Here is a 23,958-nt window from a genome sequence, read left to right on the forward strand (position 1 = left end):
TCTCCGACCAGGAGAAGGCGCTGCTGGTGGCCTGGTCCGCCGAGGGCTCGGTCAACCCCCAGACCGGCCGCACCTCCCCACCCCCAGGCCGGGGCAGGTTCCTGCTCAAAACCGGGGAAGCCCCCGGGGTGCCGTTCCAGACCAACCTCACCGCCGGGGAACTGCGGGTCCACGACACCAACGCCGCCTGGGCCGGAGCCCAAGCAAGAGTGAACGCATGAACACCAACGACCAGAACCGGACCTTCATCGGCACCCTGATCCTGTTCGCCGCCGTGATGATCGCCGTGGCCCTGGTCCACCTCGGGGAGGTGCTCACCCCGGTGGCCGGGGATCTGTCGTGGAACCCCTTCACCTTAGGTGTCGAGCTGGCCACCGGGTCGGTGGACTGGCCGGCCTCCGCCACCTGGCTGGTCGCAGCCGAAGCGGTCGCCGCCCTGGTGGGGGTGATGGTGTGGGGGTCCCGCACACCGTCGAGGACCCAGGAGGCCGCCCGCAGGATGAGCCCACCGGGGCGGATCACCCCGGCGATGGGCCCGGCACGTTCTGCCGAGGCCCATCGGCTCCACCCGGACGCTGAGGGCATCGGGCCGGGGCTGACGATCGGGCTGGTGGGCAAGGACCCGGTCTACCAGGGGTGGCGGGAGTGCTCGGCGCACGTGTGGGGCACCGGACGGGGCAAGACCACCTCCCAGGTCATCCGCCACGCCGCCGAATCCCCCGGGGCGTTTCTGATGACCTCGAACAAGGTCGACGGGGTGGCCGAGGTGATCGCCGCCCGCACCGGGGCCGGGGCCACCGTGTGGCTGTTCGACCCGCAGCGGATCTGGCGGGACAGCACCCGCCCGGCGATGGTCTTCGACCTGCTCTCAACGGTCACCGACACGGTGTCGGCCGGGGAGGTGGCCGCCATCTTCGAGACCGCCTCGGCTGCCGGGGCGGCCGGTGGGAAGGGTGACCCGCAGTTCGACTCCCAGGGCCGCGACTACCTCTCCTGGTGCCTGCTAGCGGCGGCGAAAGGCGGGAGATCGCTGGCGGAAGTGCTGGGATGGGTGTCGGCGGCGGACTTTCTGGAACCGGCCCAGGCCCTGGCCCGGGCCGGCCACACCGGCCCGGCTGCAGCACTGCAGGGGATGGGGCGTCAGCCGGAGGACACTCGCGGGTCGGTGGCCGCCAGTGCCCAGCGCATGGCCTCGGCCCTGGTCCACGACGAGCTGCTGGCCTGGACCACCCCGACCCCCGGTGTCCCGGTGTTCGACCCGCACCGGTTCGTCACCAGCACCGACACCCTGATCCTGCTCACCCAGGACGCCGCCGGCTCCGGGGCCGCCTTTGTCTCCACCTTGGTCTTTGCGGTGGTCATCGCCGCCCAGCACACCGCCCGCCGTGCCGGGGGACGCCTGCCCGTGCCGCTGGTGGCGGAGCTGGATGAGGTCGGCAACGTGGTCAAGCTCAAGCAGCTGCCCGAGTGGTACTCCTACTTCGGGTCCATGGGCATCGTCGTCTCCGCCTACTTCCAAACCCGGGGCCAAGGCGTGGACATGCTTCAACGCACCGGCTGGGACACCCTCTGGTCGGCGGCCGCGGTGAAGGTCTACGGCGGCGGCTCCGATGATGCGGAGTTCCTGGAGTCCCTGCGCAAGCTCATCGGGCAGTACGAGGCGAAAGTGCGCAGCACCTCCACCTCCCGCGGGGTCGCCTCCCGCTCGGTGCAGACACAGCAGCGCGACATCATGCCCGTCTCCACGCTCTCCGAACTGCCGGCCGGGCACGCCTGGGTGAAGACCTCCACCGGCGGGGCCACGATCGTGGCCACCGTGCGCTGGTTCGAGGACAAGACCCTGACAGCCCGCATCACCCCGGTCCTGGAACGCATCACGGAAGGACACCGCTCATGAGCCAATCAGCTGGCCAGAACCCGGAGACCGTGGAGGGCCCCACGCAGGAGGAGTTCGTGGCCTGGGTGCAGGAGTTCCTCTCCCGGCTGGAGTCCGTGGACCGCTCCTCCAACAGGCACTGGTGCCCGCAGTGGTGGGCGCACACCGAGGCCGTGGACCGCCTGGCCACCCTGCACGCCCAGTGGCTGGTGGCGATGGAGGAGAACAGCATGTCCTCGTGGTGGGTGGACCACTTCGACCGCCACGCCGCCGTCCTGTTCTCCCCTCACGGCCCCTTCGGGGACTGCGGCACCGCCCACGTCGCCAAAGGCGCCCGCCGCACCCTCACCACCCAGCGGCCCCCCGCCGAGTGGAGCTGGTGACCTCCTAGGCCAGGGGCACAGCACCGTCCCTTCCCCACAGGCACTGTGCCCCTCCCAGGACAGGCATTCCTGCACTGTCTCCGAAGTGGCCGGGGAGCTTCCTTCCCAAGGCCCCCGGCCACTCACCTGCACCATCCTGGCAGTGCGTACAGCTGTGTCAGAGGAATAAGCCGACGAGCCCCAGCAGCAGCCCGGCCAGGGCACACACCCCGAGGGTACGGAGCACGCTCCACCTCAGCCTGAAGATCATCACCAGGGCCGCCACAGCGATCAGGACCGCCCCAGGCTGGAGGCTGCTCGGCTGGGGGAGGTCCAGGTGGACCGGTCCCCAGGCCAGGGCAGTGGTGGTGGCGAAGAGGGTGTGGACGGCGAAGTAGACGGCGAGGTTGGCGATCACCCCCACCACCGCGGCGGTGATCCCGTTCAGCGCCGCCGACAGGGACCGGTTGCCGCGCAGGCGTTCCACGTAGGGGGCGCCGAGGAAGATGAACAGGAAGCAGGGCACGAACGTCACCCAGGTCGTCAGCAGCGAGGCGATCACCGCCGCCACCCACGGATCCAGGGTCCCGGGGTCGCGGAAGGCCCCGAGGAAGGCGACGAACTGCACCACCATGATCAGCGGCCCCGGGGTGGTCTCGGCCAGGGCGAGGCCGCGGACCATCTCCCCGGGCGCCAGCCACCCGTACGTCTGGACGGCTTGCTGGGCGACGTAGGCCAGCACCGCGTAGGCCCCGCCGAAGGTGACCAGGGCGGTGCCGGAGAAGAACAGGCCCTGCTGCGTGAACACGCTCTCCGGGCCCGTCAGCAGGGCGGCCGCCCCTACGGGGGCCAGCCACAGCGGGACCCCGACCCCCAGGACGAGCAGGGCACGGCGGGTGGAGGGACGGGACTGATGCAGGGCGTCGTCGGAAATCAAGGGTGCCGGCCCGTCGGCGGTGTCCTTCTTGGCCGGGGCTGCCATCACCGCCGGACGCACCCGGCCGATTCCCCACCCGATGGCGGCGGCTGCGGCCACGACCACGGGGAAGGGCACGTCGAAGACGGCCAGGGCCAGGAACGAGGCCACCGCGAGGGCCACCAGCGCGGGGTGGTGCAGGGCGCGCCGGGCGACCTTGAGCACGGCCTGGGCGACGATGGCCAGCACCGCCGGGGCCAGGCCGGCGAACAGGGCGACGACAACGGCCGTCTCCCCGAAGGCGACGTAGATCCCCGAGAGCACCAGCAGGGCCACCACACCGGGCAGGACGAACAGGGTGCCGGCGATCAGCCCGCCGACGGTGCCATTGAGCAGCCAGCCGATGTAGATCGCCAGTTGCTGGGCCTCGGGCCCGGGCAGCAGGGTGCAGTAGGACAGGGCGTGCAGGAAGCGGCGCTCCCCGATCCAGCGGTGCTCGTCGACCAAACTGCGTTGCATCACGGCGATCTGACCGGCCGGCCCACCGAAGGTCTGCAGTGAGATCGCGAACCACGCCCGGGTGGCCTCGCCCAGGGGGATCAGGTCCCCGGCGCGAGTAGCAGGAGTCGTGGGAGTGGCCGTGGTGGCCTGCGTCTCGGTGGTCTGCGTCTCAGGGGTCTGCGGGTCGGCGGTGGGGTGGTCGTGGGGCGGTGGTGTGGGGTTCATGGGGTGGTCCTTCCGGTGAGGACGCTGCGGCGGATGTAGTCGTAGACGGCGTCGAAGATCGGACCCGTCATGGCCAGCACGGTCTCGTCGTCGTGGGCGATGGAGAGGGCGCGCAGGAGGAGGTCGAAGCCGGGTGCTTCGGGGGCGTCGTAGAGCTCGTCCTCCAGATCGGCCTCGTGCACGATGGCGGCGATGCGCCACAGCACCGGATCGGCCAGCTCCCACCGGCGCAGGAGGGTCTCGAAGGTGCAGTCAGGCCCGTGGTGACCCAGCTCCACCCCGCGCATGTCGAAGGCGGTGGCATCGGCCGGCACCTGGTCGGGGCCGGCCACGAAGACGAACTCGGGATCCGGGTCGAGGTGGCGGCGGATCAGCCAGGCACAGGCCGCCCGGTCGATGTGCACCCCCGCCCGGGTCGCCCACCTCATGAGGACACCTCCATGTGGTCGGTGGCCGGCTGGGCGAGCTCGCGCACGGCCTGGCGGGCCACCTCGCGCTCGGGCGGGCGGAAGAAGTCGCGGCGTTCGACCTGGCGCATCTGCCGGCGCAGTCTCTGCAGCACCTGCCCCCGCTCCGCCGGGGTGAGCGTCAGCGCCTGGTGGGCTGCCTGGGTGACCTCGGCGTACTCGGCGGCCCGGGCAGCGTTCATCGGGGCGGCCACCGCCTGCTCCTGGGCCAGGGTGGCTGGGCGTGCCACCCAGACCCCGGCCGTGCCTCCGGCCTGCTCGACGTCCCCGGCGGCCCACTCCAGCTGCTCCCGCGTGCGGGCATCAGCGGGCAGGGCGACCAGTCCGTCGGCCAGCTGGGCCACGCCCAGGCGCTTGAGCTTGCGCCACAGCGCCAGGCGTGGCGTGGAGGGCTCCCGGGGCAGGCGGTAGGTCAGCAGCACCCACTCCCCGGGCCGGTTGTCTTGTTCGAGGTTCGACATGGTGGTCATGCAACCACGGTTACACCCCTTCCCCCAAGGCCTCGGCACCGCTTCGTGCGAAGCCGTCATCTACCGTCAGGTACCGACACACTCCCCGGTACCCGGCCACCGCCCGCCCCGCACCCCAGGGCAGGCCGGATGTTTCACCCGTCCTGGAAGAGCAGCACGCCACCGGCGGCGGCGTCGCAGGTCCAGTAGTGGTTGCCCTGGGCGCCGAGGCAGTGGCCGACCTCGGGCACCTTCACTGTGCGCACCTCCTGAAGACTCTCCCGGGAGGCGTCCAGGACGGCCAGCGTGGAGCCGGGGTCGCTGCGCACGTAGAAGTAGTCCTGCTCGGCGGAGTGGCCCGGCAACGATTCCCCACCCCCCACCTCGTAGGCGCCGAGCTGGTGGCCGTCGGCGGCATCCAACAGGGTGACCTTCCCGTCCTTGGCGCAGCTGGCCAGCACGAAGGTGCCGTCCTGGTCGATGCGGGGGGAGCCGTGGGTGCCGTTGCACCCGGTGGGCCAGCGGGCCGCTTCCCGATGGGCCGGGACGTCGAGGACCACCAGGTCGTTCCCGGCGTGGGTGTAGGCCCGGGACCCGTCGGCGGAGAAGGTCAGGCCTTCCACCCCGCCGGGCACCGGGATGAACCCGCTCCGCCGAGGAGCCAGCTCGAGACTGTCCTGGAGGGTGAAGACCTCGATGCCTTCCACCCCGGGCTCGCTGATCCACAGCTCCTTCTCGGCCGCCACGTAGCGGAGGTAGTCGGGACCGCCGCCGGTGGCCACCGAGGACTTCAGCTGCCCCTCGGGGTCCAGGACGTGGATGACGCGCCCGGAACGATCCAGGGCGAAGAGCCCACCGTCCCCGGCATCCACCGAATCCACGGCCCCCGGATAGTCCACCCGGGTGGCCTGGGCCGTGGCCGGGTCCACGAGGTAGATGCCCTCGCTCCGGGCCGGGATCAGCACCCGGTCCAGGTCAGCGGTGTAGACGGTGTCGTCGAAGTCCACGTTCTCCCCACCCTGAGGCAGCTCCACCACCCGGGCCGAAGGATCAGGGGAAGTGGAAGAACCGCAGCCGACCAGTCCCGCCGTCAGCAGCGTCACTCCCGCCGGGATCCACCGGTAACTTCCCCCCATGATGGCCACCCCTTCCGTCTCCCAGGCCGCGTGCAACGGCTCGGTTGGTTCACCCCAATAAAGAGTCTGCGGCCCCATCAGCACCGGAGGTAGGTCTGCGGGCCCCCCAACGCCGGGCCATCAGGCATTAGAGGCTGCGACAGAGCCGTTCCTGCGACAGCCCCGCGAGACTCGACCATGGTTGATGGTGGGGATGGTGCGGCCTGCCCACTGGCTCAAGGGTCTGTGGGGAGCTACGTCCTAGTGGCGCAGGGTGTGGGAGGGGGTGACGCCGTAGGCCTGGCGGTGGCGGCGGGCGAAGTCCCCGGGGTGGGCGAAGCCCCAGCGGGCGGCGATGTCCTTGACGGTGTCCCCGCCGGCCGGATTGGCACCCACCAGATCTCGGTGGGCGGCGGCCAGGCGCAGCCCGCGCAGATAGGCGCCGGCTGTGGTGCCGGTGTGGGTGCGGAAGGCTCGGGTGAGTTCGATGGTAGATACCCCGGCGTGGCGGGCGACGTCCTCGAGGGTGATCGGCAGTGACAAGGTGGCGTGAATGAACTCCACGGCCTGCGTGTAGGCCGCCTGCCGGGTCGCCACAGAGGCCCGGCGCGCCTGGGGGTCTCCAGCCAGGGGGAAGGCCTCCAGGGTGGCCACGGCCAGCCGGCGCAGCAGGTCAGCCCGCAGCAGGGGGATCTCGGCGGTGGCGGGGTCGGTGAGGGCCTCGTGCACGAACCAGTAGGTGGCCTGCCAGTAGGCGCCCATGGCCGCCGAGACCGGGTGCGGGGCGGTGAAGCCGATCGTGAGGTGCTCGTCGCCGTAGACGGTGCGGGCGATCTCCTCCAGGGCGCCCGAGCCGAGGTTGGCTGAGTCCACGCTCAGGTGCTCGGACTCCCCGTAGTAGTGCTGTCCGGGCTGGAGCAGGAACGCGTTGGGGCCCGTGCCCGCCCGGTCATCGATCTGCCAGCGGAGGGATCCGGCGGCTGGGGCGATCACCGAGAAGGCCTGTTCCTGGATCATGTGCCCGGCGACGGTGCCGTGGAAGTGCATCCGGCCCAGGGTCAGGTCGGCGTCCCCGTGGATGTCCTGGCTGTAGCGGAACGAGCGCGGGTCGGTCACCCGGCCCATGCGGGCCCGGGCGTAGACCTGCTGCAAGGCCTCATTGCCCACCTCGGGCTCGGTGGTGGCGAAGTGCAGGTGGATCGGCGCTGGGCGGTTCACGGACCTTCTCCTGTGCTGTGGAGGAGCCGACAAGAGGCCACTGGAGTCTTACCCCGGCAGGGTCGGCTCCGCGCAGTGGACGTCATGTCCACCAGGCTAGCCAGTGGTGCCCGCCCCGCCCAGGCCCGGGTCGGCGGGGGCACCGGTGGTCGTGCACCGGAGACCGATCAGCTGCGCAGGGTGGCGGCAGGGTCCTGCCCGTACCGCCGGCGGTAGGCGGCGGCGAAGCGTCCCCGGTGGGGGATCTGCCACCGGGCAACGATGGCCGCCACCGTCACCCCGGTCCTGGGGTCCCCGGCCTGCAGGTCCCGATGGGCGGCTTCCAGGCGGGCAGCGTGCAGGTAGGCCATCGGGGTGGTGTCCAGCTCACGGCGGAAGGCTGCCTGCAGACCCCGAATGCTCAGCCCGGAAGCGGCGGCGATCTGGGCCACCGTGAGGTCCTCATCCAGGTGGGCGTCGATGAACGCCGCGGCTCCCCGGACGCCTCCCGGCGCCGGTGAAGGACTGTCCGTGGCGGGTGGGGCCAGGAAGGTGCTGGGGAAGGTGTGCAGCAGGGCGGTGGTCAGTGACCGGACCGCCTCGGCACGCAACAAGGGGTTGCTCATCACCTCGTTGTTGGGCAGCAAACCGCGGTGCAGATGGGTCACCGCACTGAGCCAGTACCGGGCCATGACCGCCGAGACCGGACGGGTGCCGGTGAACTCGAGGTGGAACGCCTCCACGCCCAGCAACTGACGGGCGTGGTCCTCCACGGCGGTGACGTCCAGGCCCACGGTGAGCAGGTCCAGGTCCTGCCAGTGGCCGGGCAGCAGACCTGGAGAGAACAGGAACGGGCCTCGTGGTGGGAACCGGCTCCGGATGCCGGTGGCGCCTCCGGTGCCGTTGAGCACCTGCCCCACCCGTACCACGCGGGGGTCGTGCTCGGCCTCGAGGACCGCCGCACCGCCCAGGCGCATCCGCCCGAACCGCATGGGACCCTCACCGGCCCCGGACAACGACAAGTAGAACGGCCCGTCGGCTTCTGCCGGCGTCGCCCGCAGCCCGAAGACTTCTTGGAAAACGGCCAGGCCCGCCGTCGCATCGCAGGTGGTGAACACCCCCGGCGGCCTCTGAACCCCCATGTCAGCCAGGGTACAGGCCCGCCCCGGCCTCGACGCGGTTCCCGACCTGCCCCGGCTCCGACCACCGGCACCGTGGTGCACCGGGGAGCCCTCTGCCGGAGCCCTCGACCGGTCGGTCGCAGTGTCGAAGGCTCGCTGACGCGCCGGTGCCCTGGGCCCGGGCCCGTGAGTGTTGCCCGGGGTGGTCGGTGCCGTGCGGGTCGATGACCGACTGGTGAAGGCGATGGAGCGTGATCGTACTCAGCGGTCGATGTGGAGGTGGCGCTGCAGCCACAGGGTCAGCCACAGTTTCAGCCGGGTCTCGTCCCAGTGCGGGGCATCGACGACCAGCGCGGCGGGTCCGTAGCGGTGGACGGAGACGACGCCGTCGCGGTCGGTGAGCTCGGTGATCAGCCGCTCCACTACCTGCGGGTGCTGTTCGGGGAGGTCGGCGCGCAGCCCGACGTCGAAGCAGTCGACCTCGGCGACCACGGTGACCAGCGGCTCCTCGGCGCCTTCGGCCACCGGGCCCTGCCCGCGCAGCGCTGAGATGGTGCGGCGGGTGTGGTGCAGCATCTCGGTCCCACTCATCGGGTCGCGGCCGTGGGCGGACTGATAGGCGCTGTAGAGCGGGATCGCGGGCAGAAAGATCTGGTGTCCGCCGGCTGCCAGGACGGGATAGTTGCGCATCGGGTAGTCGTCGAGGCGGTGCTCTCCGACCAGCCACTGCACGTCAGGGACCGCGGCGGTGATGATCTGGGCGAGGTAGGAGGTGAAGCCGTCGACCAGGGCCAGGGTCTCCGCCGGTGGATGCGGGTCCACGAGCATCCCGTGGCGGGCCCAGCTGGGCCAGGTGGAACGGGTGGGGTCCTCCTCCAAGGACCGGGGATCGACGCCGAGCTCAGCGGCCCGGGTAGAAATCCACTCCCAGACCGGTGCGACCGACTCAACCGTCGCCTCGAGCAGTACATCGGGGCTGAGACCGCGTGCGGTCATCATGGAGCGCAGCTGCTGCAGTGCTGGGGAGCGTGCGGTGAGGAACTCGTCCAGGGTGTCAGCGGCCTGGGCGGAGGCCATGTGCTCGTACAGCGGCTCTGTCATGGGCGTCACTGTACGGGGGTCTATAGCGCCGGGCGTCGATGCCGCTGGCGGGAACTGCTCCGTCAGCCCGGGCAGGCTGAGGGGGCGGCCGGCACCGAGGGATCCCCTCATACCTGCATCCGGGGCCGGGCCAGGAGCGGCAGTTCCGGTGCTTACGGCGCGGTGCCCGCGTGATCAGCTGCAGGTTGCTGAGGTTTCGTCCTGGAGGTCGTCGAGCACCCATTCCGACAGTTGTCCGGCCGGGACGACGACCGTGCCGGTGCGCATCCGCTGCGCCTCCTCTTGCGAAAGGGGCTCCACGGTGGCCTCGGCGTCGTAGATGGCCAGGGCTGCTGTGTAACCGGCGGCCAACTGGGGAGCCCACCCCTGGTGGCTGGCGTAGCAGAGATGGCCGGGATCGGGACTGCGCAGATCCAGCCATCGGGCCGGCTCGAGAGGCTTCTCGGTGGTGGTAGGCATCACGCACTGGTGCAGGGCCCATGTGACGTCGGCCCATCGGCCCGCAGGGGTGTCCACCATGGGATAGTAGGTGGCTATCCATTGGGTGGGAGAGTGGGGGCGGAGCTCGACTGCCAGAGCCCCGGGGGCAGAGAGGGTCATGCCTTCATCCTGTTCACAGTTGAAAGGTCGGAGCGGCCGGGGGCTGAACCGCACCGCCGGAGCGCAACCGAGCTCGACGGCAATGTTTCACAGTAGCCACCGAGTGAATAACTATCGATGCAAGCTGGGGAGTGGGACACCGGGGCGACTTTCACTCCTTGGCGGGTAAGGCATCTCGAAGGGGCCTTCGTCCGTCCTCGCCATGGCGCGGGCAAGTCTGGCCCGTAGCCAGGTGTCACAAGACAGGGGCCTGCATTTCATGCACAGTCACCATGACAAGACGCCACCGCACCCCTAGGAGGGCCCACTGTGACGAGGCGACCACGGCCCTTCGACAAGCACGGCCTCGACCAGCTCCGCCGGCTCTGCGACCTGGCTGCCGCTGACGTCGAGCTCACCGCTGACGCCCGCGTCATCCTCAACCACCTCGCCCAGCCGTGGGACCACACCCCCAGCACTGAGGAACTCGCCACCCTGAGCCGGATACCGGCCGCACGCACACCGGCGGCCCTGGCTGAGCTGGATGCTCACGGATACCTCGCCCAGCTCCGCGCCATCGCCCCGCAGCTAGGCGAGGTCCGCCGGTAGCCCCTCCTGGCCCCTGAGGCGCGGGTCGTTGGTGTCCCACGGCGGCTCAGAGAGTTGCTCGCCCTTGGAGCGAGAGCAGCAACCGACCTCGCAGAGCACTACTAATTGTGGTCGATATGGCGCTCAGAGACTGCGGCCGCTGTCGCGGCGGGCGCTGCCGACGGCCCGGCGGGTTGCTGCGACGCTGTCCTCCTGACGGCTGGACTTCTGCTCGGTTCGTTCGGCGGCCTTGATGCGCCGGGCGACCTGGGCGTGCTGAGCGCGCCAGGAAGGGCCTGAGGCCTGCTGGCGGGACGGCGCGTTGCTCTCGGACACCTCGGGCTCCTTTATCTTCGGCGTCGGCCCGGGCGAGGTCGGCTCTTGTGGGGTGGGCGTGCCGGTGGCCGGACCGGTCTGCTGGGTTGTGGCGCGGTGGCGGGCCACGGCGCGGGCGACGGCTTCCTCGGTGCTCAGCGGCCGCTCGGGCGTCTGGGCGGTGGCGGTCGTGGCGGCGCCGGTGACGGCGGCCTCCCTCGCCTGCGGAGCCGGCAGCGGGTCAGCGGCCTGTGCCCGGGTGGCCCGCAACTCCTCAATGGCTTCCTGGGCCGGCGCCGGGGTGGTGCGCACCCGCTCGACCACGTGTACCTCATCAACCGTCCGGCAGATCTGCTCGGACGTCTGGGGTGCTGCGATGGTGAGTGTGGAGTGCTTGTGCAGGGCGGTGGCCCGGGCGATCAGCGCCACCGCCACCGGATCGACCTGGTGAGTGGTGGGGATCAGCGCGGTCTCGTGGGCGGCGATGTTGTAGCGGTTGCGGTAGGCCTCGACCTCGGCCGTAACCTGGTGCCACTCGGCCGCCTTGGCCGGCTTCGATGGCACCGGCCCCAGGGATGCTGTCCACTCCGGACGGGCCTCGGCCAGCTCGGCACCGCGGACCATGACGCGCTGCTCCAGGCGGGTGCGCAGCACCTCCAGTTGCTCCCGGTACTGGGCCGGCACCTGGGGGTCGGCCATGAGCGGGGTGGGGGCCAGGTCTTCACTCACCCTGCGCCCATCACGCACCGGGGCAGGGGGAGTGGTCTTGGCGGTGACGGCGCGGAGGCGCTGCTCGGCGGCAATGGCCTCCCCGATGGTGACCACAGTGTCGGTGCGGGGTCGTTCCCCGCGGGCGATCTGCTCCACCGCTGCTTGCGCCGGGGAGAGCTGTGCCCGGCGGTCCTGTTCGGCACCCATGGTGCGGGTCATCCAGTCCAGCTTCGCGGCGGTGGTCGAGGCCCAGCGTTCCGGGGGCATGGCCTCGAGCTGGGCCAGACCGAGCCGACGGGTCTCGGCCAGTTGCTCGGAAGGCATGAGGGCGAACGGGTGCTCCGACCACTGCGGGTCCTCGAGCACCTGGTTCTGGAGTGTGCGGGTGCGGTCGGCCAGCGTTTCCAGGTGCGCATCGGTCACCGCGCCCAGGGGGCGGCGGTCGGTGGTGTCGAGGATGCGCTGGGCCGATTCGATCTGGTGTTCCAGCCGCCAGGCCAGCACCGCGGCCGGGTCCGCGGCGTCCCCGAACCCACGCTGGGCGGCTGCCCGGCAGAGCAGGGCGGCCGGGTCCATGCCGGCCTCCTGAGCTTCCCGCAGGTGGGTGGCCACGGCCCCCCACGCATCCGACCTGGTGAGCTGCGCGGCCGTTTCGGCGCCCAGCGCCTCCACGGCAAGGGCCTTGGTCTTCGCATGCCAGGCGGCCTCATGGGTCTCGCGATACACCTCGGCCAGGGTGGCGACGTCACCGGTGCGGGCGGCCTCGACGGCCACGGTCTCGTGGGCCGAGAGGTTGCGGTCGTAGGCGGCGGCGATGGTCTCCAGCACCTCGTCGCGGGTCTCACCCTCGGCCAGCGCGAGGTAGAGCTGGTTGGTGTCCCGGCCACGGGTGGCCGCCACATAGGCGGCGGCCCGATCGGTCGCCGCGTCGAGAATGGCGTGGGCGGTGTCCACGGTCGCGCCCTGGGCACGGTGGACGGTGGCGGCGTAGCCGAGCTGCCCGTGGCGGTGCAGGTAGTCGGCATCGAGGGTGATCTTCCCGCCGTGGATCCTGTGGCGCAGCGTCACCCTCTCCCGCCCTTCACCCTTGCCGGCGTTGATGCTGTGGACGGTCCAGACATCGTTGTTCTTCACGAAGTCCTTCCCGCCGTTCAGCGCCAGGGTACGGTCGTTGCGGCGGGTCACCACCACGTCCCCGGCATGCGCCGTCAGACCGTCCCGGAGCACCACGGATGAGCCCGTAGCGTCCAGGTCGCCGGTGGCGATCCGGGCGGCCTGGGCCCGGGCGTTGAGCTCGGTGACGGTGGCGTTGTCGGTGGCGATCAGCAGGGACCGTTTCCCAGCCTGCGTGTCGGTGATCCAGGCGCGCAGCGCGGCATCCGTCATGGCCTCATGGTCCCCGGCGACGATCCGGCGGTGCTCGGTGTACCAGGCCCAGGGGGTGTCGGCACCGGCCGCCGGGGGCTCACGCAGCACCAGGGAAGCGGCTGCTTCGCCCCGGGTGCGGAAGCGGTGGACGGCCTCCAGCCGGGTCGCTCCCACCTGGGCGTCGAGCAGGCGCAGCGCCCCGCCGGAGCCGATGGCACCGAGCTGTCGGTCGTCCCCGATGGCGCGCACCACCGCGCCATGACGGGCCGCCACCCTCACCAGTTCGGCGAGTTTGGGGGTGGTGACCATGCCCACCTCGTCGAGGATCACCACGTCCCCCGGGCCCAGGGAGAAGGCGCCGGGGGAGTGCCGGCGGTGGGCGATCAGGAAGGCATCGATGGTGGTGGCGTCGGCTCCGATGTCAGACGACATGACCGCAGCCGCGGCCGCCGTGGGGGCGAGTCCCACCACGTTTCCGCCGCTGGCACGGACGGCATTGGCGGCCAGGGAGAGGCTGGTGGTCTTGCCGGCACCGGCCGGCCCGATGCCCAGGGCCAGCAGCTTCTCCTCGGTGGCGAACGCCCGGGCCAGGGCCACCTGGCCGTCGCTGAGCGGGCCGGTGTGAGTCGTCAGCACCTCTTCGAACCGCTCGGTGGAGACGGCGGGGATGACGGTGCGCTGGGCGGCGGCGAGCACCCGGTGCTCGGCGTTCAGCACCTCCCGGGAGGTGTAGAGGGCGGCGTCGGTGCGCACGAACTGGCTGGTGCCGTCGGCACGGGTGAACTCCGCCAGGCGCGGCACATCAGCCTGCGGGGTGACCGACAGGCTGTGGGCGGTGGTGGCCTCACGGACCACACGGGCCACGAGGTCGTCGGGCACGATGTGCCCGATCAGGGCTTCTTTCAGGTGCCGGCGGGTCTGGGCGTGGACGTGGTTCACACTCCAGGTGGCCCGCTTCTGGGAGAGCTCGTGGACGACCAACCGGGCGTGCTCGGCCACATCGATCCGATCAGGACTGAGTCCCTGGGGAGCACCTGCCGCGGCTGCACGGACGCGCTCAAGCAGGTCCTCACCGACCTGCATGCCCACCTGATCGGCGTACTCGCCCGACCACTCACTCACCAGTTCGGACAGCCGCCGGGCGGACTTCTTCGCCGGCCGCGACTCCAGCGTCGCCTGCTGGGCCAGGGCGATCTTCTGCTTCGGACTCGGGGCGTAGCCGTGCGCCTGGGTGAACTCCGCCTCCAGCCGGTGGAGGGTGCCGGTGATGTCGGTGCGGCGGGAGGAGGCGTGGTGGATGGCGTCCAGATCGATCCCGGCGATCTCGAAGATCGGCTCATCCCCACCGGCCTGCCGGGGCACCGCGGCCACATCCAGAGTCGCGCAGATCTTCTCCATGACCTTGGCGTTGTAGGTCTCAGACGCCGCCACCCCCATCCGGTACAGGGTGCGCCCGTCCAGGGCCGACCACTTCCCGTCCACCCCTTTGACCTTGTTGGCGATCACCACGTGGTCGTGCAGGTGCGGGTCCCCGGTGCGGGAGTCGTAGTGGCGGAACTGGGTCGCCACCAACCCGCCTTCGACGTCGATCTGGCGCACCCCGTTGCGCCCGCGCCGGGTGTAGGTCGCGTGGGTTTCGAGGAAGGACAGGGTCTCGGCGATGGCCTCGGCATGTGCCGCCTCCACCGCTTTCCGGGCCTCCTCCCCGCCCAGGGCCCACAGCAGCGAGAGCGACTTGGCGGGGGAGAACACCAGGTCGTACCCGGCCACGGTCTGCTGCTTCGGGGTCGTCTGGGCGGTGATGAACCGGCCCAGCTCCCCAGCATCCCGGGCGTCGCGCCCGTGCGTCTCACGGAAGAGCTGGCCGGCGACCCGGCCCCGGATCTCCCGCGCCTGCTCCTTCGACGGGGCCGCCCCGGTGGTGCGTTCGTGCCGGGCGATCTCCTCGTTCAGACGGCGGATCAGTTCCGTGTCGGCGGTGGTGTACCGGCGGTACTTCTGCCCCAGCGCCACGTCCGCTTGGTTCCCGCCGTCGGCGAGGATGCGGTCGGCGTCGGGGTGGAGGCCCTCCCCGAACAGGGCGGCCATCTGCGCCTCGCTCACCTCACCGGAGACCCCCAGCAGCTCGGTCGAGTGGGCGACCCACTGGCCCGGGGGCATGCCCGCCACGGTGTAGTAGTCGCCCAGCTCCCGGTCCCCGGACCGCAGCTCGTCGGCCGAGGCCACCTCGGAGGTGTAGTAGGCATACCCGTCCCCGGCACTGAGCTTGTGGACGGTCATCACACACGCAATGTGAACATGTTCATCCTCGTTTATCAATGATGCAAGAGGTGTGACAGTCCACAAGGGTCGCAGGGCCGTCGACTGAGCGTCAGCGAAAGAGCGGGCCGAGAACCCGGACTCGTCCGTCACGAAGGTGACGCGGTGGTGCCCACGAGACCTGCCAAGTGTGGGCAGGTGATGCCACTGAGTGGTCCGAGGAACGAGGACAGCAGAAGGAGCATCAGCTGCCCACACGGCAGGTCGACTGGGTACCACCGCACCGGCTTGTCCACGCGTGGGGTTCCGGGTGGACAACCGTCACGAGCTTTCGCACCGGCTGTGGGTCCGGCGGGAGGGACCGGGGCTTTATCCCGGAGGCGGTCCACGGCCGGGGCGAAACCTCACAGCACTGTCGCCCTGTGGGCGCCCATTCCCCGGTCGCGGCTGTGCCCAGCCGGCGGACACCCCTGGTGAGCCGCGCAGCAGAGGTGAGCAGTGCCGTGCTGGGTGCAGGCGCGACCAGTCCCAGACCGAGTACCGCGAGGTCCGCTTGTCCGGCCGGTCGCCTCGCCGCCGGCGGGGGAGGAGTGCTTCAATGGTGATGAACATGTTCACAACACGGAAGGGGTGAGGGATGGCGCCGCGCAGGAGTGCGACCAAGACCGAGGCCAGGGAGCGGGCCCGCCGGGCCGCGGCGGAGTCGATGGCCCGCCAGCAGCGCCTGCTCGAGCTGGGGGAGGAGTTCTTCCTCGCCGCCGAGGAGGCCGAGCAGATCATGCACAGCGCCGAGCAGCGCATGGCAGAGATCCGGGCCAAGGCCGCCCAGGACGCCGCGAAGGCCAGGCACGCGCAGGCACAGGTAGTGGCGGCCATGAAGGGTGAGCGTGCCGGAGTGACCGAGATCGGCCAGCGGCTCGAGCTCTCTGCGGCCGAGGTGCGCACCCTCCTCACAGAGACCTCCGCGCGGACCCCGGGCAGTGCCGGAGAAAGCACCACCGGTGACGCGCAGGTGCCCGGCGATCAGGCACCGACCGCTCAGCCCGAACCCGTGAGCGTCTAGCGCCCCCACCGTGCCGGTGCAGTCCTGGGACCTGTCCTGCGCATCACGTCGTCGCATCGCCGCGGGTCACACAGGACGTAGTGAGGGGAGCCCTACCATCCGTTAGCAGGCGTGAAGACGACCGTACGCTGGGGGCATGTCGACTGCGCTCATCCTGAAGCTCCTCCTCACCGCGTTCATCACCCTGGCGATTGCCGCGGTGGCCTGGTGGGCGCGCAAGCACCCCAACCGGTCCAAGGAGTACCCGGAGCGGGTGCGGATGCCCAAGGTGCTGCCGATCTTCGGCTGGCTTCTCCTGTGCGTGGGGCTGCTCATGGGGCTGTTGTCCTTCTTCACGCCCGGCTCACCTCTGGGCGCCCGCATTGCCTCGGTGGCGATCTTCGTGGGCGGGATGGTCTTCGTGGTGATGTACCGCAACTTTTACGTGGCTGCTCGGGACTACGAGGTGGCCTTCCGCAGCGTGCTCGGCACCGAGCACGTCATTGCCTACAGCGATATCGTCCACTACAGCGTGGGGGTGCTGAGAGGGCAGCAGTTCTTGACGGTCAAGTCCGTTCACGGCGTGAAGTTCAGCATCAATGCCAGTGCCTACGACATGTCGCCCTTGCTGCGGGCGATTGATTTCCACCAGGTCACCGGCCGCTGGCCTGTCCGCGTGGAAGTCCCCGCAGAAGGCTTCGGTCCATGAGGTTCCAGGTCATGGCCTGCAGTAGAAACGGTCGTGCGTGATTACTGCTGGGAGCTCAAGCGCCGATGGCGTTTGACTCGGCGAAGGCCACGACGGGCAGGCCTTGCCCTACGCGCCGTGATTCGCAGGGCAGGCCCTAGAACAGGGTCGGGTGGTCCGGGTCGATGCCGTGCACCAGTTCGCGTACCAGGTCCTCGTCCCAGCCGTGGGTCTTGAGCGCATCGCGCAGGCCCCGGGAGCGGGCCGACCGTTCAGCCCGGGACAGTCTGCGCCACTTCACCGCGTTGGGGGAAGGCATCCGCCTCTTCCGCGCCCTATCGGCCATGTTCTCCTCCGCCGTACCCAGCAGCAGGTGCGTGGTGGGCTCCCGGGAGGCGCGCACGCACAGCGGGACGTCGCACCAGTGCAGGGCGGTCAACCCCTCGATCGCGCCCAGCCCGCCGTGGACAGTGGCCAGGGCGAAGCGGTGGGCAGCCACCGCCCGCTGACCACCGGCGGTGCCGATCCAGAACCGGCCATAGCCGTCGTCACTGATCGCCCCCAGCCACAACCAGCACGACCCCGGCTTCGGGCCCTTGAGGACGTGGGAGTAGAAGCGCTCAACGTCCGATGCCCGCACGATTCACCTCCACCCGGTGCACGACCAGCAACATGCCTGCGGTGATCAGGCCGGCGATCACATCCGCCCGCCAGGTGAAGTCGAAAGCCATGGTGAAGCCCCACACGACCCACAGGTAGGGGATCAGCGCCACGGTCCCGGCCAGCTGGTGCCGCACCAGCGGCGGCATCGGGACCAGGCGCAGGACCCGGTGCGCTGCACCGTGGCCGAGGCGGTAGCCCAGACGTACCCACCAGGACAGGTACGGGATCAGAATGCGCAGCATCGGCTCTCCCTTCCCGACCGTCCTCGGTCACAACTTCGTAAGCACTGGGTACGGACCGTTGCCGTGCCGGCCGTGCGGGAACGGCCAGTGCTTCGTTCACCCGGACCTGATCTTAGAGAGGCCGGACGACTCGATAAGCGTCTCCGCCCGACTGAGCGCCTCCGCGCATGGGACGGATGCACTGATCGGTGACAGCTTGATCTGGCTTGCGCCCAGGATGGCCTGGAAGGATGGTGCTGTGCCCGCACCCTGCCCCAAGATTCCCGTGACGACATCGTGCTGGCGGCCCGTTCCCGTCAGCACGGCGTGACGCCGGCGCAGACCGTCAGGGACTTCGACATCCACGAGCTGACGCTGTCGCAGCAGAGGCGCCAGAGCGACCTCGGGGACAGCAAGAAACCCGGGACCCTAAGCTTGCCGTTTGCCCCCTGAGGCGGGTGGATAGGATCGCTGCCGTGGCCGGGGAAGAGACATCTTCTGTTGCGCTGGTCGCCGTGGATGACACCGTCTTGGCGCTACTCGTTCATGCCGCGATCACTGACGCTGGGGCTGATGAGGTGACTCCGCCGCTGACGGTCGGCCCGGCATGGACATCAGCCCGAGTCGCATGGCTGCGTGACTTCCACCGCGCCCGTCGCCCCGGGCCGGCCGGACCGGCCGGAGAGGCGACCTGGGCCGTGGTCCTCGACGAGCAGGTCGTGGGCTCGGTGCGCCTCAAGCACACTGATGAGCACGGCCTCCTGGAGATGGGCATCTGGCTGACGCGGAGCGCTCGTGGCCGCGGCGTGGGGCGAGCCGCCATGGATGCCACCCTGCGCCAGGCCGCCACACTGGGGGCGACTCAAGTCCAGGCAGACACCACCGTCGCCAACGCGGGTGCCCTGGCCCTGCTGCGCCGTCTTGGCTTCACCCTCGTACTGGCCGAGGACGGTCAGGCCGTCCGGGCACTGCTCATGATCGGCCCCAAGACCTCCGGTGACCAGTGCCGGTAGCCGGTCGGTCTACGCAACACGAACCACCCCAGCCACGGAGCATCGAGAGAAAACCTCACCGCCCAGCAGCGCACGCCAGGGAGGGCCCCGGAAGGACTGTTGAAACCCCTTGTTGGTCTCGGTCCCTGGTGTCTGCGGCATAGGTGGCATCCCGGCCAGGGTGAGCGCCGGCAATACTGCCTCAGCACGGGCACTGACCCCGCCGTGACTTCGAGCATCAAACAACCGAGGGCGGGATCGATCACTACGGTTGCAGCGTGACGGGTTGGCGGCAGTTGTCGGTATGTGTCCGGCCCTGGCCGACGACCCGCAGTTTGCCGGGTGGTCCCTGTCCACCCATGAAGCCGGCTGAGCCGACGAAGCACTCCTCATCCGGGTTTGAGAGACCGCATGGCGACACGCTTCGCAGCCGTGTCGTAGTAGGCAAATAAAACGACACGCCATGCTCGCGCAGATATCCCTCCCCTGGTCGCCTTAAGCCCTATCGTGACCGAGGACGCGGTGGAGCTCTCCGCTGTGTGCAGGGTCGTCCGGGCGGCCCGGCAACCGCGGCGCTCACCCGCGGCCTGATCTTGAGCTGACCAAGGCGTGGTGATCGCCCCTCGCGCGAAGGAGTGCTGCACGTGGCCTTGCCGCCGACACCAACCGTGATCCCGCTTCACGAGGCGGTGGGCCGCTACCTGGAGTCCTGTCGGCGCAGGGCGGCGATCCGCCGGCTGTCACCGGCCACCGTGACCAACTACACCGTGGACCTGCACCGCTTCCTCGAACTCCTCCCGGCAGCCGGTGAGCACACCACCGAGTCGGTCACCGGCGCCCACGTCGACGAGGCGCTGCTGGCCTACGTGAACACCGCCGACCACCGCATCAAACCCGCCCCCGGTGAGCAGGTGGCGGACCCGCGGAAGCGGATGGCCGCCACCGATGCCGGCGCCAAGGCTCCGGGCTCGACCCTGCGGATGCGCCGGACCCTCTCGCGGTTCTTTGCCTACTGCGTGGAGCAGTCCTGGGCCACCGTCTCCCCGATGCGCACCTCCGAGATGGAGCCCAAGGACGAGGGGAAGCTGCGGGTGGAGCGCACCTCTCTGGACCTCGAGCAGGCTAAGGCCCTGCTGGCCCACGGGCCCGGAGACGCGAAGTCCAATCCGCACCACGACCGCGACGCCATCGCCTTGGGGCTGATGGGGGTCCTGGGTCTGCGGGCCGGGGAGATCGTGGCCGCCGACGCCGACCACCTCACCCGCGCCACGCCCACCGCCTCGGCGTCGGTGCAGATCTACGGCAAGGGCCGCACCTGGCGCACCGTACCCCTCCCACCCTGGCTGGAGGAGTTGATCGTGGCCTACCGCACCCGTCTGGGCACCGGAGCCCCGGCCCCGCTGCTGCTCTCCCCCACGGGTAAACGCCTGGCGGTGCGCGACATCGAACGGCTACTGGAGAGGGCCGTGAAGCGCACCAGGGCGGCCGATCCGGCCCGTGCGCGGGCGGTGGTCCCGCACGGGCTGCGCCACACCGCGGCGACCCTGATGCTGGCCGAGGGCTGGGACGTGAAGGTCGTCGCCCAACTGCTGGGCCACACCACGGTGCACACCACGTCGAAGTACCTCGACGAGCTGCCCGGGGAGCTGTCGGTGGCGGTCAACGCCCACCCGCTCACCCCGGGCCCGCGTCAGTAACGTCATGCCCTCTTACAAGTAGGCTGCCGCCCGGCGCAGGACCTCGTTCTCCTGCTCGAGCAGACGGATCCGCTTCTTCAGCTCACGGTTTTCGGCCGACTCGGCTCTGGTGCTCCTGGGCTTCTCAGCGTCCTCGACGTCGGCCTGGTGCATCCACTTCGACAGGGTCATCTCGTGGATGCCGAAGTCCTTGGCAATCTGCGCGAGCGTCACACCGTCTTCGCGGCTGCGGGCCACGCGGACGACGTCGTTACGAAACTTTTGGGGATAAGGAGCAGGCACAGCAACATCTTTCCAGGCCGCCCTACGGGCAAGCCAGGTCAGGTCAAGGTGTCGTCTCTCGGTGCATCGGCCCCGCCTTGTCGTCTCCGCGCAGTGTTCCGCGGTCTGCGTGCACTGCTCTATCTCCGAGGGCGTGAGGGCAGTGATCGATGCCACACTCGGGAGCGATCTGCGGACCAAGTGGGTCCGCGATAGGTGGAGAGAGGACGAAAATGGCCGCTTTCAACGATGGGCTTGCGGAGACAGCGGTCCCGGACACCGGCATGGTCGAGACAGACGTGCTGATTGTTGGCTCGGGCCCGGCAGGAGCTTCTGCTGCCCTGTTCCTGTCCTCCCTGGGCGTGGCCAACACGATGATCACCAAGTACCGGTGGACGGCGAACACCCCACGGGCGCACATTACCAACCAGCGCACCATGGAGATCTTCCGGGATCTCGGCATCGAAGATCAGGTGCTGGCCGAGGCCACACCGCACGAGATGATCGGCGACACGGTGTTCTGCACCTCGATTGCCGGGGAGGAAATCGGCCGGATTCTCACCTGGGGCACTCACCCGGCCCGCCACGCGGACTACGAGCTTGCCTCTGCCTCCCTCAACTGCGACATCCCCCAGACCTATCTCGAACCGATCTTGGTGAAGAACGCCACCGTTCGGGGCACCCAGACCCGCTTTTCCACCGAGTATGTCTCCCACGCTCAGGACGACGACGGCGTCACCGCCACCGTCTTGGACCGGCTCACCGGGCGTGAGTACACGATCCGCGCGAAGTACCTTATCGGCGCCGACGGCGCCCGCTCCAAGGTCGCTGCGGACATCGACCTTCCCATGGAGGGTGCGATGGACATCGCCGGGTCCATGAACATCACCTTCAAGGCTGACATCGCTGATCTCGTCGGCCACCGGCCCTCGGTGCTGTATTGGGTGATCCAGCCCGGCTCCAACGTGGGCGGCATCGGTGCGGGGCTGGTGCGTATGGTGCGGCCGTGGAATGAGTGGCTGATCGTGTGGGGATACGACATCGCCGAGGAGCCACCGGTTGTCGACGAGGCAGAGGCCACCCGCATCGTACGCAACCTCCTGGGCCTTCCCGACTTGGAAGTCGAGATCACCGGGACGTCCCTGTGGGGCAACAACGAACAGTACGCCACCCGGCTGCAAGAAGGCCGGGTGTTCTGCGCCGGCGACGCCGTGCACAAGCACCCGCCGAGCAACGGGCTTGGTTCTAACACCTCAATCCAAGATTCGTACAACCTCGCTTGGAAGATCGCGGCCGTCCTCAAGTGGGGTGCCGGCCAGGAACTGCTCGAGACGTACTCAGTGGAGCGCGCCCCCGTGGCCGAGCAGATCGTGCGGCGCGCCAATAGGTCCGGGCGCGAATTCGGTCAGTTGTTCGAAGCCCTCGGTGTCGCCGATGCGAGGACGGAGGCTGAGATGGTCGAACGGATGGAGGAACGGAAGGCCAACACCCCGCAGGGCGCCGCCAAGCGCGCCGCCATCCGGGCGGCCATGGAAATCAAGGACTATGAGTTCAACGCTCACGGTGTAGAGCTCGGCCAGTTCTACGAGTCCACGGCAGTCTTCTCTGACGGGTCCCCGCGCCCAGCCCCGGATCGCGACCCTGAACTGTACTACCAGCCCTCCACAGTGCCCGGTTCCCGGTTGCCCCATGCCTGGGTGGGCGATGCCTGCCACAAGCACTCCACTCACGACCTCGCCCTGGGCACGGGCTTCACCTTGTTCACCGGCATCACCGGCCAGGCGTGGGCCGACGCCGCCCAGCGCGTCAGCGAGCGGCTTTGCGTCGAGCTGCGGGCGGTGGTGATCGGCCCCGGCCAGGAGGTCACCGACCTTTACTTCGACTGGGAGCGGCTGCGGGAGGTTTCCGAGGACGGCGTTGTCCTGGTGCGCCCGGATAAACACGTCGGTTGGCGCTCCATGGATCTCGCCGAGGACCCCGAGACCGCCCTTGTCGACGCCCTCACCTCAATTTTGAGCCGACCTTGCCCCGCTCCCGTCCCGGAAGGACCGACATGCCTCTGACCTTCACCCACGAGACCCTCGGCCAGCGCGTGCTCTTCGGAGCCGGCCTGGCCGCCGAGCACCTCGCTGCGGAGGTGCAGCGCCTCTCAGCCCGCCGTGTCATGGTTATAGCCGCTCAGGCGGAGCGGGAGCTGGCCGAGCGCATCACCGCAGGCCTTCCTGTGGCCTTGCTCCACGACGACGTCGCCCCGCACGTCCCCGTGGAAAAGGCTCAGCAGGCCCGCACCGCGGCCATCGGGCACGGCGCCGATCTGCTGGTCAGCGTCGGCGGCGGTTCCACCACGGGCCTGGCCAAGGCGGTGGCCCTCACCACCGGTCTGCCGATCATCGCCGTCCCCACCACCTATGCCGGCTCCGAAGCCACGAACGTGTGGGGTTTGACCGAGGCCGCCCAGAAGACGACCGGGGTTGACGCCCGGGTGCTGCCGGCCGCCGTGGTCTACGACGCCGATCTGGTGCTCACGTTGCCCGTGGAACTCACGGTGGCCTCCGGGCTCAACGCCTTGGCCCACTGCGTCGACTCCCTGTGGGCGCCGGGAGCCGACCCCATCAACCAGACGATGGCGTTGGAGGGCGCCCGATCCCTCGCCGTGGCCCTGCGCGGGATCGTCACCGACCCTGAGAACCTTCAGGCCCGCGAGCAGGCGCTCTACGGGTGTTACCTGGCTGCGGTCGCCTTCGCCTCCGCGGGCTCTGGGCTGCATCACAAGATTTGCCACGTCCTGGGGGGAACCTTTGACCTGCCCCACGCGCAGACCCACGCCACGGTGCTGCCCTATGTGCTGGCGTTCAACGCCCCGGCCGTCCCAGAACTCGCCGGGCGCCTGGCCACCGCACTGGGTCATCTTCAGGGTTCAGTTGGGGAGGACAGGCACGCGGCCGCAGCGGCGATGCTCAACGGCCTGCCCGTGGCCGAGCCGCAGTGTCCGGCTGCGGCCGCCGTGTCCGCGTTGAACCGCCTGCGGCGGGACCTCAACGCCCCCACCGCCCTGGCCGAGGCGGGATTCACCGAGGGCGGGATCCCCGAGGCCGTGAAACGAGTGACGGCTGTGGCTCCGGCTTCGAACCCCGTGGCGGTGACGGAGGAAAACCTCACCGTCCTGCTCACCCACGCCCTGCACGGGAGCGTTCCCACCCACCCATACCATCCGGTGCCCGCGCCGACCACACACTGACCTTTC

General features: G+C 69.8%; 20 protein-coding genes and 2 pseudogenes. 10 read left to right on the top strand and 12 right to left on the bottom strand.

Going from position 1 to position 23,958, the window contains the following annotated elements:
* The 3 genes and pseudogenes from IEW07_RS11630 to IEW07_RS11640 all read left to right on the top strand — a co-directional run.
* Nucleotides 1–221 (top strand): annotated as a pseudogene (locus IEW07_RS11630) (hypothetical protein); the annotation flags it as partial.
* Entirely contained in the window at nt 218–1,897 is a 1,680-nt protein-coding gene (locus IEW07_RS11635; protein ID WP_188537412.1) for a type IV secretory system conjugative DNA transfer family protein, read from the top strand. The pseudogene IEW07_RS11630 and the gene IEW07_RS11635, both read left to right, overlap by 4 nt.
* Nucleotides 1,894–2,259 (top strand): DUF4913 domain-containing protein, encoded by a 366-nt coding sequence (locus IEW07_RS11640; protein WP_188537414.1) that lies wholly within the window; start codon nt 1,894–1,896, stop codon nt 2,257–2,259. Before IEW07_RS11635 ends, IEW07_RS11640 begins: the two co-directional genes overlap by 4 nt.
* 157 nt (nt 2,260–2,416) lie before the next feature.
* On the opposite strand, the gene chrA is transcribed toward IEW07_RS11640, so the two are convergent.
* The 8 genes from chrA to IEW07_RS11680 all read right to left on the bottom strand — a co-directional run bounded on the left by chrA (nt 2,417) and on the right by IEW07_RS11680 (nt 9,789).
* A complete protein-coding gene (gene chrA / locus IEW07_RS11645; RefSeq protein ID WP_188537416.1) occupies nt 2,417–3,880 on the bottom strand; it encodes a chromate efflux transporter in 1,464 nt (487 codons plus the stop codon).
* Entirely contained in the window at nt 3,877–4,308 is a 432-nt protein-coding gene (locus tag IEW07_RS11650) for a chromate resistance protein ChrB domain-containing protein (protein WP_188537418.1), read from the bottom strand. The genes chrA and IEW07_RS11650 overlap by 4 nt, the downstream gene beginning before the upstream one ends.
* Nucleotides 4,305–4,817, bottom strand: a complete 513-nt coding sequence (locus IEW07_RS11655) for a Chromate resistance protein ChrB (protein WP_229741801.1) — start codon at nt 4,815–4,817, stop codon at nt 4,305–4,307. The genes IEW07_RS11650 and IEW07_RS11655 overlap by 4 nt, the downstream gene beginning before the upstream one ends.
* Nucleotides 4,818–4,951: 134 nt before the next feature.
* Nucleotides 4,952–5,830, bottom strand: coding sequence for a YncE family protein (locus IEW07_RS11660; RefSeq protein WP_188537420.1), 879 nt, complete (start codon nt 5,828–5,830; stop codon nt 4,952–4,954).
* Between the two features lie 342 nt (nt 5,831–6,172).
* Nucleotides 6,173–7,129 (bottom strand): helix-turn-helix transcriptional regulator, encoded by a 957-nt coding sequence (locus tag IEW07_RS11665; RefSeq protein WP_188537422.1) that lies wholly within the window; start codon nt 7,127–7,129, stop codon nt 6,173–6,175.
* 167 nt (nt 7,130–7,296) lie between these two features.
* Nucleotides 7,297–8,250 carry a helix-turn-helix transcriptional regulator gene (locus IEW07_RS11670; protein WP_188537424.1) on the bottom strand — a complete coding sequence of 318 codons (954 nt, stop codon included), beginning with the start codon at nt 8,248–8,250 and terminating at the stop codon, nt 7,297–7,299.
* Between the two features lie 240 nt (nt 8,251–8,490).
* On the bottom strand, nt 8,491–9,330 hold the full coding sequence (locus tag IEW07_RS11675; RefSeq protein ID WP_188537426.1) for a hypothetical protein: 840 nt from the start codon (nt 9,328–9,330) through the stop codon (nt 8,491–8,493).
* 174 nt (nt 9,331–9,504) lie between these two features.
* Nucleotides 9,505–9,789 carry a hypothetical protein gene (locus IEW07_RS11680; protein WP_229741802.1) on the bottom strand — a complete coding sequence of 95 codons (285 nt, stop codon included), beginning with the start codon at nt 9,787–9,789 and terminating at the stop codon, nt 9,505–9,507.
* A gap of 450 nt (nt 9,790–10,239) precedes the next feature.
* Here IEW07_RS11680 and IEW07_RS11685 point away from each other — a divergent pair, with 450 nt between their 5' ends.
* A complete protein-coding gene (locus tag IEW07_RS11685; RefSeq protein WP_188537430.1) occupies nt 10,240–10,518 on the top strand; it encodes a hypothetical protein in 279 nt (92 codons plus the stop codon).
* 123 nt (nt 10,519–10,641) lie between these two features.
* Here IEW07_RS11685 and mobF read toward each other — a convergent pair whose 3' ends face one another.
* Nucleotides 10,642–15,171, bottom strand: coding sequence for a MobF family relaxase (gene mobF, locus IEW07_RS11690; protein ID WP_188537432.1), 4,530 nt, complete (start codon nt 15,169–15,171; stop codon nt 10,642–10,644).
* A gap of 616 nt (nt 15,172–15,787) precedes the next feature.
* Between mobF and IEW07_RS11695 the strand changes: the two genes are divergently transcribed.
* Both IEW07_RS11695 and IEW07_RS11700 read left to right on the top strand, forming a co-directional pair.
* On the top strand, nt 15,788–16,213 hold the full coding sequence (locus tag IEW07_RS11695) for a hypothetical protein (protein ID WP_188537434.1): 426 nt from the start codon (nt 15,788–15,790) through the stop codon (nt 16,211–16,213).
* Between the two features lie 136 nt (nt 16,214–16,349).
* Nucleotides 16,350–16,901, top strand: a complete 552-nt coding sequence (locus IEW07_RS11700; protein WP_229741803.1) for a hypothetical protein — start codon at nt 16,350–16,352, stop codon at nt 16,899–16,901.
* Nucleotides 16,902–17,037: 136 nt separating this feature from the next.
* Here the strand turns inward: IEW07_RS11700 and IEW07_RS11705 are convergent, their stop codons facing one another.
* Both IEW07_RS11705 and IEW07_RS11710 read right to left on the bottom strand, forming a co-directional pair.
* Complete coding sequence (locus IEW07_RS11705; RefSeq protein ID WP_188537436.1) at nt 17,038–17,520, bottom strand: hypothetical protein; 483 nt, start codon at nt 17,518–17,520, stop codon at nt 17,038–17,040.
* Nucleotides 17,501–17,785, bottom strand: a complete 285-nt coding sequence (locus IEW07_RS11710; protein WP_188537438.1) for a hypothetical protein — start codon at nt 17,783–17,785, stop codon at nt 17,501–17,503. The genes IEW07_RS11705 and IEW07_RS11710 overlap by 20 nt, the downstream gene beginning before the upstream one ends.
* 557 nt (nt 17,786–18,342) lie before the next feature.
* Between IEW07_RS11710 and IEW07_RS11715 the strand changes: the two genes are divergently transcribed.
* On the top strand, nt 18,343–18,777 hold the full coding sequence (locus IEW07_RS11715) for a GNAT family N-acetyltransferase (RefSeq protein WP_229741816.1): 435 nt from the start codon (nt 18,343–18,345) through the stop codon (nt 18,775–18,777).
* A gap of 647 nt (nt 18,778–19,424) precedes the next feature.
* Nucleotides 19,425–20,453, top strand: coding sequence for a tyrosine-type recombinase/integrase (locus IEW07_RS11720; RefSeq protein WP_229741804.1), 1,029 nt, complete (start codon nt 19,425–19,427; stop codon nt 20,451–20,453).
* Nucleotides 20,454–20,468: 15 nt separating this feature from the next.
* Here IEW07_RS11720 and IEW07_RS11725 read toward each other — a convergent pair.
* Nucleotides 20,469–20,735 (bottom strand): annotated as a pseudogene (locus IEW07_RS11725) (transposase); the annotation flags it as partial.
* Nucleotides 20,736–20,947: 212 nt separating this feature from the next.
* On the opposite strand from IEW07_RS11725, the gene IEW07_RS11730 reads away from it, so the two are divergent.
* On the top strand, nt 20,948–22,777 hold the full coding sequence (locus tag IEW07_RS11730) for an FAD-dependent oxidoreductase (RefSeq protein WP_188537444.1): 1,830 nt from the start codon (nt 20,948–20,950) through the stop codon (nt 22,775–22,777).
* A complete protein-coding gene (locus IEW07_RS11735; RefSeq protein ID WP_188537446.1) occupies nt 22,768–23,952 on the top strand; it encodes a maleylacetate reductase in 1,185 nt (394 codons plus the stop codon). Before IEW07_RS11730 ends, IEW07_RS11735 begins: the two co-directional genes overlap by 10 nt.
* Nucleotides 23,953–23,958: the final 6 nt, after the last annotated feature.

It is taken from the genome of Kocuria dechangensis, assembly GCF_014636775.1.
Lineage (GTDB): Bacteria > Actinomycetota > Actinomycetes > Actinomycetales > Micrococcaceae > Kocuria > Kocuria dechangensis.